Below are 16807 nucleotides of genomic sequence, written 5' to 3' on the forward strand. Positions count from 1 at the left end.
TCAGTGGCGGGGTTTTTTTTTTGGGGGTGGTCGCGGCGTCGGCTGAGTACTTCCTGTTCCCGTTGGGGCGGGGGGGGTTTCGACCCGCCCCGCCCCCCCGGCCCGTCGGCTTACGATCCGCCGCCGACCTGCTGGTTGTAGCCGGCCACGATGTTGTCCAGGGCCTTGTCGGCCGACTGCTGGCCGTTGACCGCCTTGCCGAGCTCCGTCTTGGTCGGGTCGGTGGTGAGGCTCTTGCCCTTCAGCACCCAGGCCGTCTGCGCGTTGTTGAAGTAACCCGAGATCGGGGCGTAGAGCGGGATCTCCTCGTTGTACAGCTTGAACGCCGCCTGCGCCGCCGCGGAGGTGAAGGGGTACTTCGGGGTCAGACCGCTCTCGACGGGCAGGAACCCGGACGCCTCACACAGCTCCTGGTAGTGAGCCGGCTCGTAGACCCAGGACAGGAACTTCTGCGCGGCGGTGGCCGCGGCGCCGTTGTTGTTGAAGCCCACCATCATGCCGCCGCTGTTGACGTCGCTGGCCTGCACCGGCTGGGCGGGAGTCGGGACGCTCGCCCAGTCGAACTTCTTGATGCTGTCCGCGAAGGCGGGAACCTGCCACACGCCGGACCAGTAGGCGACCACGTCACCGCTCTGGAACATGGCCGACGGGTCGGCGCCGCTGGTCCACACCGACTTCGGCATGGTCTTGTCGTCGTTCAGTCCGACGAAGTACTTCACGGCCTTCTTGGTCGCGTCGTCCACCGAGAACTTGCCGGAGGAGTCCGCGTGGACGTACTGCCCGCCCATCTCGTACACCATGGCGCGGAGCCGGGACGGCGACTGGTCGAACGTCAGGGAGTACTTGGCGCCGGTCTTCTCCCGGACCTTGTTCGCCGCCGCGATGAAGTCGGTCCAGGTCCAGGTGTTCTGGGGCGAGGTCGGGAAGGAGACGCCGGCCTTCTTGAACAGCGTCTCGTTGATGTACAGGCCGGACGCGGTGACGTCCGAGGGAATGGACAGCACCTTCCCGGACGAGTCCTTGGCGAGGAAGTTGCCATTGATGTTGTTGCCCTTGTTGTTGGCGATGGAGCTGAGGTCGAGCAGCTTGTTCGACCAGATCGGGTCCAGCGCGGGCACGTCCGCCACGTCGGGCAGAGAGTTCGCCTGCGCGGCGTTGTGCAGCTTCGTCGGGTAGCCGTCGTAGGGGATGTTGACGAGCTTGACGTCGACGCCGGCTTCCTTCTTGTACTGCGCCACCAGCTTCTTCCAGCCCGCGTCCTGCCCCGGGACCGTGGAAATCCAGAACGTCAGCGACTTGGAGGTCCCGCCCGAGCCGGACCCCGACCCGCCGCAGGCGGAGAGCAGAAGGGCACCTGCCGTGGCCACGGCAGCGAGGGGAACCACGCGGCGTATGCCGCCGCGGCCGAGTCGGCGGGAGCGCCGCACACCCACACTGGTCATCTTCGATCCCTTTTCGTCGTAGGGGACGGAGCACGGCGCCGACCAAGGCGGCACGGGTGCATTTTGCAGGAAATTTCACTTTCCGAGGGCGCGGCCTCGCCCGGCCGCGTCGCCTTGACGGGTGGGATCCCCGGCCATGAGGGCCGTCGTCGCACAAGCACGCCCTCGTGCGGCTGCCGTACTTCGCGTACGGGCGGGACGCCAACCCAAGCCGGTGTCCCGCCCGGCTTAGAAAGCGCTTGTCCGGACATTGGCAGACCGAGTCGGAGGCCGTCAATCCTTAGTCCGCGCGGCCTCGGTCACGGTTTGGACTCCCCGGGCGACCGCGAGCCGGGCGGCGCCCACAACGGTACCCAAGTCCCCCACCGCGCTGCTGACCACCTCGGTGGGCCAGCTCAGCCGCTCCAGTTCCGCCCGCACACCGGGCAGGAGCTGCGGGTCCGCACCGGTGCTGCCCCCGAGCACGATCAGTCCCGGGTCCAGCACGGCGGCCACGGCAGCGGCGAGCCGGCCGATGTCCGCGGCGTGGCGGCCGACGACGGCGCGGGCCGTGGCCCGGCCCTCCCCGGCGAGGGCGAAAAGCCGCTCGGCGGTCCGAGGGCACGGCCCGTCGACGTCCGGCCAGGCCTCCGCTGCCCGGCGCAGCAGGGAGCGTGCGCCGATGTACTCCTCCAGTGCCTCCTGGCGCGGCTCGCGGCCGTCGTCCCAGGGATAGGGCAGTCGGGCCAGCTCTCCGGCGGCGCCGTTCGCTCCGCGCAGCACCTGACCTCCGATGACGATGCCGAGGCCGATGCCCACGCCGATCCGCAGATAGCCGAAGGTGTGGCGACCGCGGGCCGCGCCCTCGTGCAGCTCCGCGAGTGCGGCGCAGTTGACGTTGTTCTCGAGGTGGACGGGAACACCCGGCGGCAGCGCGACGACCATGGCGTCGAAGACGGGGCCCGCCTTGGCGGTCGCGGGGCGCACACCGGTGCCCTCCTGCTGCGCGGTGACGTCGCCGATGGCGACGACGATGGTGCGCAGCGGGGCGCCGGCGGGCAGTGCGACGAGCGCCTCGCGTACGACGTCGGCGGCGTCCGCCCGGGAGCCGGTGGCCTGCGCCAGCAGGGTGCCATCCAGGGCGCAGCCCCGTACGCGGGTGAGAACGGGGCCGAGGTCGACGGCGAGCACGGCTCCGGCGGCCGGTCCGAGCCGATAGACGGCGGCGTTGCGGCCGGTGCCGCTGGAGGCGGTGCCGGAATGGGCGGCGAGCCGCGCGCTTTCCAGTTCCGCGACGGCGGAGGACACCGTCGGTTTGGACAGGCCCGCCAGACTCGCGAGCTGTGGCCGGGTCGCGCTGCCCGCCTGGGCCAGCACGGCGAACACCGCGCTCGCGCTCTCGGTGAGGCGGAGGGCTTCCGCCACGTCATGTTCCACAGTTCCCCCACACGGGTCGAGGGCCGCGCTCCCGGGTCGATCGTCTCCGGGATGCGGCGATGGGATGCCCTGGAGTCACGCGTACCCGCCCCGCCGGCGGCCCGGACGGTCGTCCCGGTGGTCGAGTGCGCGATGCCTCTTGACGCACCATACTTCGTTAGTTAGTTTCCTAACGAACTTCACGGTACTCGCCTGCCGTGCTCCGTCAGAGGCCCGTCCCGGGGCTTCCCTAGTTCTTCACCTGCTCAGTTCTCAACGCCCCTTGCTCCAGGTACGGCTCGCCCGCCGTCGCGGCTCACTGCAACGACGAAAGAGGATCCGTGCAGGACACTCCCCACTCGTGCCCTCTCGTGGTCGGTGTCGACGTGGGCGGCACCAAGACGCATCTCCGCGCCCTCGCGGGGCCGGAAACCGTCGCCGACCACGTCCGTCCGAGCAGCGGCTGGCGGCCGCACGACCCCGCGGCCGCCGCCGCCTGGCTGACCACGCTGGTGCACGACGCCCTGCCCCACGGCGCCCGCCCTCTGGCCCTCGCCATGGGCGGGCACGCCTGCGAGACGCCGCGCCAGTGCGAGGAGATACGTGCCGCACTCCAGGACCGCCTCCAGGTGCCCGTGTTGGTCGTGGGCGACGCCGAACTCCTGGTCCCCGCGGCCGGCTTGGAGAAGGGCGTCGGACTGGTCGCCGGTACCGGTTCCGTGGCCGTGGGCCGACTCTCCGACGGCAGCCCCGTTCAGGTCGGCGGCTGGGGGGCTGTGCTCGGCGACGAGGGCGGCTCGGCCGGTCTCGTCCGTGAGGCGGCTCGGGCCGCGTGGGCCGCGCACGACCGCGGCGAAGCCCCGGACGAACTGGCGCTGCGGCTGATCGCCGCGTTCGGGGTCAGCGAAGTACCGGCGCTCGGCGCGGCGCTGGAAAGCGCCACGCACGTCTCCGCGGAGTGGGGGCGGCACGCGCCGGTGGTGTTCGCGGCCGCCGAGGCGGGCTCGCCGATCGCCCACGAGGTGATCGCCGACGGCGGGCGGGCACTCGCCGCTCTCGTCGCCCGGCTCGCCACGCGTGGGGTCGCCGTCGACGACGTCGTGGTCGCGGGCAGCACAGTGCTGGCCCAGCCCGAACTGTACGAGGCCTTCACGTCATCGCTGGCCGAGGCCGTGCCCGGGGCCCGGCCGCAGCCCCTGCGGGTTCCGCCCGTCGAGGGTGCCGTGGCTCTGGCGCGTTCACTCGTATGACACTTCGCGGACGCCGGGCTCACCCCAACGGGACATGACACGGCCGTAGATCTTCACACGTACGACTCCTCCTCATCGCGCGGCACAGGAGACCGACACGTCTCGTGCGCCCCTGGGACATTCGCTCGTACGATCTCCCCTCCCCGGCCGAACGGCCGTAGAACTCAAGAGAGGTAAGCGCATGCCGTCAGAACTCGCCGTCAACAGGCGGGCGTTCCTCAGAGGCTCCCTCGGTGCGTCGGCGGGTCTGCTGGCCGCGCCCACCTTCGTCACCTGGCTGGCCGCCGCCGACGCGAAGGCCGCCACGACACCCGCGGCGTTCGTCGACGACTACAAGACCAACATCCTTGCCAACCAGACGCCCGAGACCAATGCGGTGGTCCGCGTCCTCGGCGGCATGAGCAACGTGTGGAAGACGGGCGGCGCCTGGAACACGGGCACGCCCCTCATGCCCGAGGTGCTCCGGGCCAACATGCGCTACTGCGCCCGCGTCACCTCCGCCCGCTCTGACGCGCAGGCGAAGGAGGCGTTCATCTACGACCGGCAGCACCAGAGTTACGCTATGATCGCCGGTCTGGGTCCGCTCGCCGACCTGTACAAGTCGGGCGCCAAGGCGGTCACATCGATCACCGGCGCACCCGACGGCACGCCGCCGAGCAAGATCGACGACGCGGTGCCGGCCGGCGCTCCCGCCGGTTCGGCGCTCGGCGCGGGCTCGCACGACTCCGCGCTCGGCAAGGTGGCCCAGCTGGTCGACACGCTGCGCGGCAACTACGCCTCGGGCAACCCGTCCAAGTACGCGTACCGGTACCCGCGTCCGTGGCGGATGAACGAGGACAGCGAGGTCGTCGACACCGGGAAGACCGATGCGCTCGGCTACCCCGTCTACGAGTCCGACGTGGTCGTCGCCCCGCAGCTGCTGCGCCAGCGCAGCACGTCCCCGACCGACGACGGCGGCTTCCCCAGCGGTCACACCAACGCCTTCCACCTGGCGGGGCTGGCCTACGCATACGCGGTTCCGGAGCGCTTCCAGGAGCTGGTGACGCGGGCTCTGGAGCTGAGCCACACCCGGATCATGGCCGGCATGCACTCCACCGTCGACGTGATCGGCGGCCGCATCATGGCCACGGCGCTGGCCGCCGCCACGCTCGCCGACCCGGCCAACGCGGACCTCAAGGCCGCGGCGCGTGCCCAGGCTCTCGCGTACTTCCAGGCGCAGACCGGTACGACCGCCGACACGCTCTACGCCTACGCGCACGCGGCGGACGCCGACACCGACCCGTACGCCGACCGGGCCGCCAACGCCCGTGCGGTCCGGCCCCCTTTGACGTATGTGCTGACCCGGCACGGGCGCAGCACGGACCTGACCGTGCCCAAGGGTGCGGAGGTGCTGCTGGAGACGCGGCTGCCGTACCTCGACGCGGCGCAGCGCCGCGAGGTGCTGCGGACGACCGCCCTCCCCTCCGGGTATGTGCTGCTGGACGGCTTCGAGCAGTGGGGGCGGATCAACCTGTTCGCCGCGGCGGACGGTTACGGCTCCTTCGACACGGACGTGCGGGTGACGATGAACGCGGCCGACGGTGGCTTCGGTGCTTCCGACAGCTGGCGCAACGACATCGACGGCTGCGGCGGTCTGACCAAGGGGGGCACCGGAACCCTGACCCTGACCGGTGACAACCGCTACACGGGCGGCACCGTGGTCGAGGACGGCACCCTGGTCGCCGCCTCGTCGAGCGCGCTCGGCGACGGTGATGTGCAGGTGACGGGCGGAACGCTGCGGACGGCCTCCCCCGTCCGGGTGTGCGGCTCCTACACGCAGTCGGCCGGGGCGGCCCTGGACGTGACGCTGCGGCGTGGGCGCGGACCGGTGCTGACGGTCGAGCGGCGCGTGGTGCTCGACCGGGACAGCGTACTGACCCTCCGGCTGGACGAGAAGCAGCCGCCGCGGGCGGGGACCACGATTCCCGTCATCGGGACATGTTCGCTGCGCGGGCAGTTCGGGCGTGTCGTGGTGGCATCGGACGCCTACCGGGCGGTGCCGGTGTACACGGCGGAGGGGCTGGCCGTACGGATACTCAACCGGTAGTTCCCACTGCACGGTGACGGGCGTGTCGCGCGAGGGGAGCGCGCGACACGCCCGTACCGCTGGGGCGGACACGGGGCCGTACGGCTCAGGGTGAGCGGCCGCCGTACGCGTGCCCGTGTCCGCTTCCGCACCCGCTAGAGCGAGGTGCGGGACTCGAGGTCGCGGCGGGTGTCGTTGCCGTACACGCCCGTCTCGTCGCCCCGGATGCCGTACCAGAGCTGGAAGCGGGCGACGGCGGCGGTGAGTGTGGCGTCGTAGCGGCCGTCGGTCGAGCCGTGGTCGTAGACGTCGGGGATGCGCAGCAGGCGTTCCTGGAGCTCGGTCACCTGAGGTCCGCTGTCGCCCTCGCGCAGGGTGCCGGGGCCGTCGGGGTCGGTGCTCTGCTGCTGGGCGGGGGCGCTGGTGGCGGGTGGCCGGGGCGGAGGAGCCGCCGCCTGCCGCGATGCATCGTCGTCGCCCGCGCCCGGAAGGAGGAGGGCGGCGCCGAAGCCGATGAGGGCGGCCGCTGTCACGCCCACGGTGATCGCCGCGCGGCGCAGGGTGAGTCCGTCGTCGACGGGCCGTTCGCGCCGGTCCCGTGCGTCGCGGTCGCGATGGCCGCGGGCGGCCGGTACGGGCGGCAGTTCCTCGGTGGCGTCGTCGGAGTCGGCCGGTGCCACGTGCACCACGATGGGTTCGTGGACCGGCTCCTGGGAGCGTCTCTCGTTCTCGCGGAACTCCCTCACCAGTTCGGCCAGTGCCTCCGTGCGGCGGCGGCGCATGATGTACGTGGGTTCCAGCACCGGGCGGCGCACCGGCTGCCCCTGCTCGGGCGGTGTCGACACACTGCTCTCCTTCCGTGCCCGCGGTCTCCCGCCATCCCCGGGGAGTGATACGTGTACGCCCGCTCACCGGTTCACCGGATTCCCACAGTCACCCCACGATCAGGCCACCCGGGCTCTGCCCGACACCCCTTCCATAAATACCCCCTAGGGGTATAGTGACCGGCGTACGGACCATCAGGGAGAAGGGCGCCCCATGTGGGATGCGATCGGGCACGCACTGTCCATCACCGGGTCGATGACCTGGGAGATCACCTGGGCGCTGATCCTGGGCTTCACCCTGTCCGCCGTGGTGCAGGCTGTGGTGCGCCGGTCGACGGTCGTACGGCTGCTGGGTGACGACCGGCCGCGCACGCTCACCCTGGCCGCGGGGCTCGGCGCGGCCTCGTCCTCGTGCTCGTACGCGGCGGTCGCCCTGGCTCGCTCCCTCTTCCGCAAGGGCGCGGACTTCACCGCGGCGATGGCATTCGAGATCGCCTCGACCAACCTTGTGATCGAACTCGGTGTGATCCTGGCACTGTTGATGGGCTGGCAGTTCACGCTCGCGGAGTTCGTCGGCGGCCCCATCATGATCGTCGTCCTCGCCGTGCTCTTCCGGGTGCTGCTGCGCCAGCGGCTGCTGCGCGACGCCCACGAACAGGCCGAACGGGGGCTGGCCGGTTCGATGGAGGGGCACGCGGCGATGGACATGTCGGTGGGCGGCGAGGGCGGTTTCCTCAGCCGGCTGCTGTCCCGCGCGGGCCTCACGTCCGTGTCGCACATCTTCGTCATGGAGTGGGCGGCGATCCTGCGCGACCTGGTGGCCGGTCTGCTGATCGCGGGGGCGATCGCCGCATGGGTGCCGGACGACTTCTGGCGCACTTTCTTCCTGGCGGACCATCCGCTCGCCGCCAAGCTGATCGGCCCGCTCGTCGGACCGCTCGTGGCGATCGCGACGTTCGTGTGCTCGATCGGGAACGTGCCGCTGGCGGTGGTGCTGTGGAAGGGCGGCATCAGCTTCGGTGGCGTGATCGCCTTCATCTACGCGGACCTGCTGATCCTGCCGATCCTGAACATCTACCGGAAGTACTACGGCGCGCGCATGGCCGCGTTCCTCCTCGTCACCTTCTATGCGGCGATGGTGGTCGCCGGCTACGTGGTCGAGTTCGTCTTCGGCGGTCTGGGGCTGGTCCCCGACCAGGCCGCCGCCAGGATCCCGGAGGAGGGGATCACCTGGAACTACACGACCTGGCTCAACATCGCGTTCCTGATGCTGGCCGCAGCCCTGCTCGTACGCTTCCTGCGCACCGGCGGCCCCGCGATGCTGCGCATGATGGGCGGTGCGCCCGACCATGACGAACACACCGGGGCGCACGAGGGCCACCACCACTGATCGGCACCGTAGCGCACCGGCACACGGGCCACCTCCGTACAATTTGAGGCCGAACGACCGGACGGCCGGACAAGCCGTACGGATCCGGCGACCAGATCGAAGGAGCGCCCGTGCCCGGCCAGCGATCCATCACCGAAGCCGAGAAACTCGCCGCTGCGAAACTCGGCGGCATCCCCATCCGCCGGGACCAGATGGCAGCCGTTGCCAACATCTACCGGGCCGCCTCTGCGGTACGACAGCACCTGGAGAACTCGGTGCTGCGCGAGTCGGATCTGACCTGGACGGCGTTCGTCGTGCTCTGGGTGGTGTGGGTGTGGGGCGAGTCGGAGACCCGGCATGTGGCCGAGGAGGCGGGGATCTCCAAGGGGACGCTCACCGGGGTGGCGCGCACCCTTGAGTCCCGGGGCCTGGTGAAACGCGCCGACCACCCCACCGACGGCAGGCTCGTGCTGCTCAGCCTCACCGGCAAGGGCGAGGAGCTGATGCAGCGGGTGTTCCCGGCCTTCAACGAGGAAGAGGCGTTCGTCACCGGCCAGTTGAGCGACGCCGAGTGCCGCGGCCTGGCGGAGTCACTACGGCGTGTCGTGCTCCAGGTCGAGGAGCACGGCGAGGACCGCCGCCGCTCCCTGCTGAACGGCGCCGAACCGGCACCGCGCCGCAGCGGCCGCCGTCCCAGGGAGTGACATATCAACGACGGACCACCGGTTGATCATCGGGTGTCTTCCCCCGCGGGTGAGCGAACCCCGATGATGGGGCGATGAGACGACGGGCGCGCACCGACCAGGACTGGACCTCACAACCGGATCCCCTCCTGGCCCTCGCACGGCGGGATCTGGCGTTCTACGGCCGCCAGGGCGTCCGCGCCAGGCGGGAGCACTATGCCACGGAAATCGGAGCCCTCGTCGCCACGTCGTCCACAGTCGTGGCGGCCGGGCTGCACGCACCGGCGTGGCTGACGGCCCTCATCGCCGGCAGCGCCGTCTTCTTCACCGGTATGCGTCAGCTCTTCAACCCAGCCCCGCGATGGGTGCTGGCGGCGCAGTCCCGCCAGACCCTGAGCCGGTCCGTCGACCGCTATCTGCTGCTCCCGCAGACCGAACGCGACGCGGCCGCGCGGGCGGCGCTGCAGGCGGCGATCGAGGAGGTCGGAGCCACCGAACTGCAGGAGTGGTCCGAGTCGCAGCAACAGCGGTCGGCACCTTCGCTGCCGGCCGCCGGGACCTGAGCGCGACGCTCGCCGTGGGGTGCCGTGCATGAGGTTCGCGCCGATCACGGGAGGCAGCGCCCGTGTGGTCGGGATCGGCCGTACGGCCGATCCGGCGGGTGCCCCGGACGGGAAGGCCTGGCCGTTCGGCCGAGGTGGGCGCCCGGGTCGGCGGGAGAGGCTGACCAAGCACTGGCCGTGCCCGCCCGCCGACCGTCCCTCCCTCCCCGCTCAGGCATGATTCGACCATGAGCGACCGCCACCCGACCGCGTCCTGATCGCCGACGACCAGGACATGGTCCGCACCGGCTTCCGCTTCTTCCTGGAGGCGCAGCCCGACATGACCGTGGTCGCCGAGGCCGCCGACGGTGAGAGCGCCGTACGGCTGGCCCGGGAACTGCGCCCCGACGTCTGCCTGCTGGACATCCGCATGCCGAAGCTGGACGGCCTGGAGGCGACCCGGCTGCTGGCCGGGCCGCAGGTCGCCGATCCGCTGCGGGTGGTCGTGGTCACCACCTTCGACCTGGACGAGTACGTCTTCGGCGCGTTGCGCGGCGGCGCATGCGGGTTCCTCCTCAAGGACTCGGGACCGACGCTGCTCGCGGAGGCGGTGCGCGCCGCCGCGGTCGGGGACTCCCTTGTGTCTCCGTCGATCACGGTGCGCCTGCTCAAGCACGTCACGACCGCACCGGAGAAGCCCGCCACACCGACGGCTCCTCCCCCGCCGCGGGAGCAGCTGACCGACCGGGAGCTGGACGTCGTCCGCCTGGTGGCCCTCGGCCGCACCAACGCGGAGATCGCCGCGGAGATGTACGTGTCCCTCTCCACGGTCAAGACCCACCTCGCCGGCATCCAGCTCAAGCTCTCGGCACGGAACCGCGTGGAAATCGCCGCCTGGGCCTGGCAGACGGGGAACGCCGGGGCGTCGCCTTCCTAGGTCCTGGATTCGGTGGGCCCCGGCGTGTCTCCCGCTCCTTGCGTCTCCACCGCCCCACAGAAATCACCGAGTAACGACAGAACAATTGACGCGCCCTCACCTCCCCTCTACCTTCTGATCGCCTCATCGAACCTCGTTCGATATTTCGGCAACAACCAAGGACTCCCGCACGCCCTTTGGAGAACGCATGAGCGTACGACCCCACCCCGGCTCCCACCCGTCGCGACGGCTGTTTCTCGGAATGGCCGCGACAGTGCCGCTGGCCCTGACCACCGACCTCACCGCCGGAGCCAGGCCCGCCCGCGCCGCGGACTCGGCCTACGTCATGGGCTACTTCACCGAGTCACCGAACGGCACCGGCACCGACTACGGCCTGCACCTGGCCGTCAGCACGGACTCCCGCCACTGGATGCCACTCAACCAGAACAACCCCGTGGTCACGCCCACCGCGGGCGCGCTCGGACTGCGCGACCCCTTCATCCTGCGCAAGCAGGACGGCACCTTCGTCGTGCTCGCCACCGACCTCAAGGGCACCGACTGGAGCTACGTCAGCCAGTACATCCACGTCTGGGACTCCGCCGACCTGCGCACGTTCACCGGCTACCGCCGGCTCAGGCTGCACGACATGAACACCCACAGCTGGGCGCCCGAGGCCTTCTGGGACGCGGGGCGCGGCAAGTACGCCATCATCTACTCCGCCGTCAACGACAGCGGCCACAACGTGATCATGGTCAACTACACCAGCGACTTCCAGACGGTGACGACCGCGCAGGTCTTCTTCGACCCGGGCTACGACGTCATCGACGGCGACATGGCGGTTGGGGTCGGCGGTGTCAACTACCTGTACTTCAAGGACAGTTCGAAGCAGGCGCTGGTAGGCGCGAAGTCCACCTCCCTGGATCCCGGCAGCTTCACCGTCTTCAGCACCCCGACGGCCCATGGGGGCACCGAGGCCCCGATCCTGGTGAAGTCCCAGACGTCGAACACCTGGTACCTGTGGGGCGACACCTACACCCCCAACGGCGTCTTCTACGCCTGGCAGAGCACGGACCTGGCCGCCGGCACCTGGACCGCCCTGGACCAGCGCGACTACACCCAGCCGGTGAACTCCAAGCACGGCACCATCCAGCCGATCACCACGACCGAGTACACCAACCTTGTGGCCAAGTGGGGCGCTCCGGCCTGGAACCGCCTCAAGTCGTACAACTATCCGGCCCGTTACGTCCGGCACTCCAACTTCGTGGGCCGGATCGACCAGTACCCGTTCGACCCGTACACCGACTCCCGGTGGAAGCTCGTACCCGGCCTCGCCGACAGCTCCGGGGTGTCCTTCCAGTCGGTCAACTACCCGACCCGCTATCTGCGGCATTACAACTACCAGTTGCAGCTGGACGTCAACGACAGCACGACGACGTTCGCGCAGGACGCCACGTTCTACTCCACCGCCGGGCTCGCCGACTCCTCGTGGACGTCCTTCCGCTCGTACAACTACCCGACGCGCTATATCAGGCACTCCGACTACGTGCTGCGCATCGACCCGATATCGACCGCCACCGACCGGGCCGACGCCACCTTCTCCGTCGGGTACTAGAAACGGCGGAGCCCGGTTACGGCCGCACCAGGCAGGGACGCTTGCTGTCGAAGGTCCAGTCCTTGATGAGGTACCGCACGCCGACGGCGTCGTCACGGTCCGACAGCGCCTGCTGCCGGTAGAGGTCGTGGGCGGCCAGGAGCCGGTCCCGGTCGAGCCGGACACCTAGGCCGGGGGTGTCCGGTACGGCGACCTCACCGCCGACGATCCGCGGTGGTTCGGTGGTGAGTCGCTCCAGCCCCTCCTGCCAGATCCAGTGCGTGTCCAGCGCGTTGTACTCGCCGGGAGCGGCGGCTCCGCAGTGGGTCATCATGGCCAGGGAGATGTCGAAGTGGTTGTTGGAGTGGCAGCCCCAGGTCAGCCCCATCGCCTGGCACAGCTGGGCCACCCGTACCGAACCCTGCATGGTCCAGAAGTGCGGGTCGGCGAGCGGGATCGAGACCGACTGGAGCGCCGGCGCGTGGGTGAGCGTTCCCCTTTGAACCATGCTCGCCCCCATGAACGCTGTCCCCATATGAAGACGCCGTCTACACAGGAGGATGGAGGCTAGGGTTGTGGACGACCGAGGTCAATGGGTGTGCACGAGCGGAAACTGACTCACCGTCCGCTCGCCCCGCGCCACAGGGAGAAGGCCAGTCCCAGGCCGGCCAGGGCGATGGCGATGCGCAACGGGGTCTCTGGAATGCGCCGTACGACGACGGGGCCCACCCGGCTGCCGACAAGGGCCCCGAGGCCGAGGGCCGTCGCGGCTCCCCAGTCGACCGGCGCCAGGAAGGCATAGGCGACCGCGGCGGTGACGTTGGCGGCACCCGTGGCGATGTTCTTCACGGCGTTGGTCACCGGCAGTGGCTCGCTCACCGAGAGGGACAGCACGGCCAGCATCAGGACACCCGAGGCGGCGCCGAAGTAGCCGCCGTAGAGCCCCACCAGCAGTACCGCGCAGGCCAAGGGCACTTTCGCGGGGATTCCGTCGTCACTGACGCACCGTCGCCTCGCGGCCAGTCGGCGCAGCGGCTCGCGGGCCAGGATGAGCACGGACCCCAGGGCGATCAGCCACGGTACGACGTGCTCGAACGCCGAGGACGGCGTACCCAGCAGCAGCGCCGCACCGACCGAGCCGCCCGTTGCCGCGAGCAGGCCGAGCCGGAGGAGTCGACGACGCTGACCGCGCAGTTCCCGACGGGAACCGGCAGCGGTCCCCACCGTGTTGGAGAACAGCGCCACGGTGTTGGTGACATTGGCGGCCACCGGCGGGAGACCGGCGGCCAGCAACGCCGGGTAACTGAACAGCGAGGCCAGACCCGCAATCGAACCGGCGAGCCCGGAGGCGACCCCCGCTCCGGCGAGCAGAACAACGGAGCCGACCCCCACGCGACCTCCCTCTCAGGGCGAACGCGCACATCCTGCCCCGTTCCCGTCTCACATCCAAAACAGCGTCTACATGGAGAGACTGATGTGAGTGAGCGTCAGAATTACGGCTTCAGGCTCACCCGGATGCCGACCGTCCCCTTCTCGCCCCGGCGCAACCGGCTGCCGAGGAGGGTGAGACGGCCGATGACGCCGTACTTCTTGGCGATGAGCTGCCGGTAGCGGGCCGTGGTGGCCGTGTCGCAGATCTCGGCGGTGGCGGGGATCTGTTCGCCGGTCGGGTTGCCGCGCAGGTCGCAGGGACCGACGAGGATGTCGGCGCGGGCCCGGATCCGCTTCACCTTCCAGGAGTCCGCAGGGGTCCAGACACCGAGCGAGTCGCCGTCGCGTACCACCCACACCGGGGTGGCGACCGGAGTTCCGTTCCTGCGATAGCTGGTGATCAGCACATACTTGCCCGAACCGAGCCGGTCCAGCGAGACCTCGTCCATGCGGGGCAGTCTAGGCAGATGCCTTCCCGTATACGCAAAGGGCGCCGGTACGGACGTACGACCGTACCGGCACCCGGGATGCCCGCGAGAGACCGTCAGGACAGCTGGCCGTTGTAGTCGGGCAGCTTGAAGGTGCGCTCGGCGTGACCGCCGACCAGGTCGGAGTCGTTGTTGCCGACGTTCGCGATGATGGTGTACCCCTGCGACTCGATCGCCGCGCGCTTGCTGGTCTTGTACGCGCTCACCTCGTCGAACAGGTCCGGCAGATCACGCACGTACAGTCCGTCGACCGGGTAGCCCACGGTCTTGAGGTTCCACTCGGTCACGTCCTCGATGATGCCGGGGCGCGCGGTGATGAAGAAGACGGAGACACCGCGGGACTTCGCGTACTTCGCCAGCGCCAGGGAGGGCTGTACCGCCGGGGTGGGCAGCTGGTACCAGGGGTGGAAGTACGTCTCCAGCGTGGTGTTGTCGATGTCGAAGACGATCGCGAGCTTCTGCCCGGATGCGTTCGCTGTGCGCTGCTGGACGTACGGCACCGCCTGGTCGATGACCGCCTTCACGTCCGCCTGCCAGGTGGCGTAGTCGACCCCGGAGCTCTGCGTCGCGGCCACACTCACGGTCGTCTCTGCCGGAGCCGCGGAGGCGGTCTGCGCGGCAGTGACCGTGCCGCCGATACCGAGCGCCACGACCGCCGAGACCGCGCCGATCCGCCCGCCCACACCACGTCCTGTCATGCCCGTCCCTTCTCTCGTGTGAAAGCGGCGACGGTGCGTCGACCATGGCCGCGCCCGTCATGTTCACGTCCAAGGATGGACCGCAGGCCACGGAAAAGTTACCGGCTGGTTGACAGTTACTCTTGAGTACCCCTCACTTTTTTGGCGGGCGATCATCCGCGCAGGAGAGCGAGGAACCGGCGCGCGAAGAGGTAGGCGTCTCCGGGCCAGCGGGCCGAGACATAGCGGCCGTCCTCCACCACGAACGCATGGGTGTCGTCGCTCGCGGTGCCGCGCCGGGTGAGCACGCGGGGTCCGCGTTCGAACTGCGCACCCGGGTCGGCGAGAGCCGAGCGGACCTCGTCCTCCACGTACGCGGGATAGGTGCGGTAGTAGCGGCCGAGGCGCCAGGCCGTGGTGAGGTACGCGGTGCGTTCCATGTACTTCGGCAGACACGTCGTGCGGCTCCCGGCCAGCACACTGCGGCCGGTGTGCGAGTCACGGGTCCGGGCGAGGACCAGGACACCGTGGCAGATCGCTCCGACCGGCCGCTCGAGCGCCCAGAAGCGCGCGACCTGCCGCCGCAGCACCTCGGAGCCGAGGTACTGGCGCATGCCGGGCGCGTGTCCGCCCGGCAGGAGGAGCCCGTCGAAGCCAGTGACGTCCACGTCGGCCCAGGACTCGGTGGCCGCGAACTCACGGGCCACCGTGAGCTGTTCGTAGAAACGTTTGGGTTCGGGCTCGGCGCCGAGCTGCCCGAACAGCACTCCGGTCAGCAACCGGGGATCGGCGGTGGGAGGGGTTCCCGCCCGCTCGGTGGCGAAGACGACCTCGTGGCCCGCCTCGGTCAGCAGCCGCCAGGGCACCGCGACCTCGGTGACGTCGAAGTCGCGGTCCGGAACCGGCATCAGCACACGCATGTGCCCATCATGGCAGCCCGGTCGTGTGTTCATGACAGCCGCGCCGTATGCACAGGGAGCGGCGTATACACGGGGAGACGGTTCACCGACCGCCTTGTGCGGCATGATCCTCATGGGCGCGAGGGCAGGGGGCGAGGCGGTGACCTGGAATCGTGGGAGTGCGGTCCCTGCACAGACCGGGGGACGGCTGCTCGAAGTGGCCTGCGACGAGTCCGGATCCGACGGCGAGAACCTCACCAGCGGCAACACCGATGTCTTCGCCCACGCCAGTGTCCATCTGCCCCTCGCGTCGGCGGCCGAGTCCGTCCAGGAGATCCGTGACCGGATCCGTTCTCCCGCGGAGGAGTACAAGGCGACCCATCTGCTGCGGGAGAAGCACCGGTCGGTGCTGGAGTGGCTGCTCGGCGCCTCGGGGCCGTTGTACGGGCACGCCCATGTGCTGCTCGTGGAGAAGTCGTTCTTCGTCGTCGACCGGGTGGTGGAACTGCTGCTCGGTGACCCGGGACCGGCCCTCGTCCTCTTCCGCGGGAGCCGCGGCCGTGTCCGGGACGAGCCGTGGCAGCGCTTCCTGGAGGCGTCCAACGATCTGATGCGGGTCAGGAGCAACGGGGAACCCTCGGCTCCCGTCGACTCCTTCTTCCGCGCGGTCGACGCTCTGCGGCGGGCGCACCCGGACGGCGACGCGGGTGAGATCCTGGCACTCCTGAGCCGCTCGCATGACCGGGCCCGTGCCTACCGGACGCGGATCGTCGGGAGTCCGGCGGTCGTTCCCGTACTGAACCCCCTGGTGCCGGCGATCGTGCGCACCGCGGCGCACTGGGGTGCGGACGGACACCTCGTCTCGCTCGTCCACGACGAGCAGAACCTGCTCACCGCACAGCGCATCGCCTGGCTCAAGGAGACGGCCCGGCTTTTCGGGGTTCGGCTCGTCGACTCGCGACTTGATGCGCGGGTGCAGCTCGCCGACTTCCTCGCCGGCATCGCGCGGAAGATCGCCTCGGACGAACTGAACGGACGGGGCGATCCCACACTCACCGGGCTGCTGCGGCCCTATGTGGACAAGGACTCCGTATGGGGCGACGAGCGCAGTGGCGCGCTGCTCCGGGGGCCGTCGACCACACCAACGGCGTGAGCCCGGACATCTGTTGGTGAACGCACCGGCGGGGACGCACGTATGGAGAGAGGGCGCTCGACGACCGGAGCGCCCGGCGGTG

At 70.0% G+C, this 16807-nt stretch carries 15 protein-coding genes and 1 pseudogene; 8 read left to right on the forward strand and 8 right to left on the reverse strand.

Annotated features, from left to right (window positions below):
- Positions 1-110 precede the first annotated feature (110 nt).
- Positions 111-1442 (reverse strand): extracellular solute-binding protein, encoded by a 1332-nt coding sequence (locus ABT186_RS11590; RefSeq protein WP_351924743.1) that lies wholly within the window; start codon positions 1440-1442, stop codon positions 111-113.
- 273 nt (positions 1443-1715) lie between these two features.
- The gene (locus ABT186_RS11595; protein ID WP_351924745.1) at positions 1716-2846 is read right to left on the reverse strand and encodes an ROK family transcriptional regulator; all 1131 of its coding nucleotides are present in this window, start codon (positions 2844-2846) and stop codon (positions 1716-1718) included.
- Between the two features lie 332 nt (positions 2847-3178).
- Between ABT186_RS11595 and ABT186_RS11600 the strand changes: the two genes are divergently transcribed.
- Both ABT186_RS11600 and ABT186_RS11605 read left to right on the forward strand, forming a co-directional pair.
- Positions 3179-4087, forward strand: coding sequence for an N-acetylglucosamine kinase (locus ABT186_RS11600; RefSeq protein ID WP_351924747.1), 909 nt, complete (start codon positions 3179-3181; stop codon positions 4085-4087).
- Positions 4088-4268: 181 nt separating this feature from the next.
- Positions 4269-6173 (forward strand): phosphatase PAP2 family protein, encoded by a 1905-nt coding sequence (locus ABT186_RS11605; protein ID WP_351924749.1) that lies wholly within the window; start codon positions 4269-4271, stop codon positions 6171-6173.
- Between the two features lie 134 nt (positions 6174-6307).
- Here ABT186_RS11605 and ABT186_RS11610 read toward each other — a convergent pair whose 3' ends face one another.
- Positions 6308-6997 carry a peptidoglycan-binding domain-containing protein gene (locus ABT186_RS11610; protein ID WP_351924751.1) on the reverse strand — a complete coding sequence of 230 codons (690 nt, stop codon included), beginning with the start codon at positions 6995-6997 and terminating at the stop codon, positions 6308-6310.
- Between the two features lie 193 nt (positions 6998-7190).
- Here ABT186_RS11610 and ABT186_RS11615 point away from each other — a divergent pair, with 193 nt between their 5' ends.
- The 5 genes from ABT186_RS11615 to ABT186_RS11635 all read left to right on the forward strand — a co-directional run bounded on the left by ABT186_RS11615 (position 7191) and on the right by ABT186_RS11635 (position 12098).
- Complete coding sequence (locus tag ABT186_RS11615; RefSeq protein WP_351233248.1) at positions 7191-8366, forward strand: permease; 1176 nt, start codon at positions 7191-7193, stop codon at positions 8364-8366.
- Positions 8367-8476: 110 nt separating this feature from the next.
- Positions 8477-9049, forward strand: a complete 573-nt coding sequence (locus ABT186_RS11620) for a MarR family winged helix-turn-helix transcriptional regulator (protein ID WP_351233246.1) — start codon at positions 8477-8479, stop codon at positions 9047-9049.
- Positions 9050-9123: 74 nt separating this feature from the next.
- Complete coding sequence (locus tag ABT186_RS11625) at positions 9124-9591, forward strand: SLATT domain-containing protein (protein WP_351233244.1); 468 nt, start codon at positions 9124-9126, stop codon at positions 9589-9591.
- Positions 9592-9865: 274 nt separating this feature from the next.
- Positions 9866-10507, forward strand: coding sequence for a response regulator (locus ABT186_RS11630; RefSeq protein ID WP_502973182.1), 642 nt, complete (start codon positions 9866-9868; stop codon positions 10505-10507).
- Between the two features lie 187 nt (positions 10508-10694).
- Complete coding sequence (locus ABT186_RS11635; protein WP_351924753.1) at positions 10695-12098, forward strand: glycoside hydrolase family 43 protein; 1404 nt, start codon at positions 10695-10697, stop codon at positions 12096-12098.
- Positions 12099-12114: 16 nt separating this feature from the next.
- Here the strand turns inward: ABT186_RS11635 and ABT186_RS11640 are convergent.
- The 5 genes and pseudogenes from ABT186_RS11640 to ABT186_RS11660 form a co-directional block, all read right to left on the reverse strand.
- Positions 12115-12567: pseudogene (locus ABT186_RS11640) on the reverse strand (enolase C-terminal domain-like protein); the annotation flags it as partial.
- 128 nt (positions 12568-12695) lie between these two features.
- On the reverse strand, positions 12696-13469 hold the full coding sequence (locus ABT186_RS11645; RefSeq protein ID WP_351233240.1) for a sulfite exporter TauE/SafE family protein: 774 nt from the start codon (positions 13467-13469) through the stop codon (positions 12696-12698).
- A gap of 101 nt (positions 13470-13570) precedes the next feature.
- On the reverse strand, positions 13571-13957 hold the full coding sequence (locus ABT186_RS11650) for a PPOX class F420-dependent oxidoreductase (RefSeq protein WP_351233238.1): 387 nt from the start codon (positions 13955-13957) through the stop codon (positions 13571-13573).
- A 95-nt stretch (positions 13958-14052) separates the two neighbouring features.
- On the reverse strand, positions 14053-14694 hold the full coding sequence (locus tag ABT186_RS11655; protein ID WP_351233236.1) for an HAD family acid phosphatase: 642 nt from the start codon (positions 14692-14694) through the stop codon (positions 14053-14055).
- A 152-nt stretch (positions 14695-14846) separates the two neighbouring features.
- Positions 14847-15593 (reverse strand): type 1 glutamine amidotransferase domain-containing protein, encoded by a 747-nt coding sequence (locus ABT186_RS11660; RefSeq protein ID WP_351233234.1) that lies wholly within the window; start codon positions 15591-15593, stop codon positions 14847-14849.
- 139 nt (positions 15594-15732) lie between these two features.
- Between ABT186_RS11660 and ABT186_RS11665 the strand changes: the two genes are divergently transcribed.
- The gene (locus ABT186_RS11665) at positions 15733-16725 is read left to right on the forward strand and encodes a DUF3800 domain-containing protein (RefSeq protein ID WP_351924755.1); all 993 of its coding nucleotides are present in this window, start codon (positions 15733-15735) and stop codon (positions 16723-16725) included.
- Positions 16726-16807 lie beyond the last annotated feature (82 nt).

The organism is Streptomyces sp. NPDC001634 (assembly GCF_040298185.1).
Classification (GTDB): domain Bacteria; phylum Actinomycetota; class Actinomycetes; order Streptomycetales; family Streptomycetaceae; genus Streptomyces.

Excerpts from the sequence above, each read along its gene's own strand:
- ABT186_RS11650 (WP_351233238.1), bottom strand. The coding sequence starts at position 13,957 with ATGGACGAGGTCTCGCTGGACCGGCTCGGTTCGGGCAAGTATGTGCTG.
- ABT186_RS11660 (WP_351233234.1), bottom strand. The coding sequence starts at position 15,593 with ATGCGTGTGCTGATGCCGGTTCCGGACCGCGACTTCGACGTCACCGAG.
- ABT186_RS11635 (WP_351924753.1), top strand. The coding sequence starts at position 10,695 with ATGAGCGTACGACCCCACCCCGGCTCCCACCCGTCGCGACGGCTGTTT.
- ABT186_RS11605 (WP_351924749.1), top strand. The coding sequence starts at position 4,269 with ATGCCGTCAGAACTCGCCGTCAACAGGCGGGCGTTCCTCAGAGGCTCC.
- ABT186_RS11625 (WP_351233244.1), top strand. The coding sequence starts at position 9,124 with ATGAGACGACGGGCGCGCACCGACCAGGACTGGACCTCACAACCGGAT.
- ABT186_RS11590 (WP_351924743.1), bottom strand. The coding sequence starts at position 1,442 with ATGACCAGTGTGGGTGTGCGGCGCTCCCGCCGACTCGGCCGCGGCGGC.
- ABT186_RS11615 (WP_351233248.1), top strand. The coding sequence starts at position 7,191 with ATGTGGGATGCGATCGGGCACGCACTGTCCATCACCGGGTCGATGACC.
- ABT186_RS11655 (WP_351233236.1), bottom strand. The coding sequence starts at position 14,694 with ATGACAGGACGTGGTGTGGGCGGGCGGATCGGCGCGGTCTCGGCGGTC.
- ABT186_RS11630 (WP_502973182.1), top strand. The coding sequence starts at position 9,866 with ATGGTCCGCACCGGCTTCCGCTTCTTCCTGGAGGCGCAGCCCGACATG.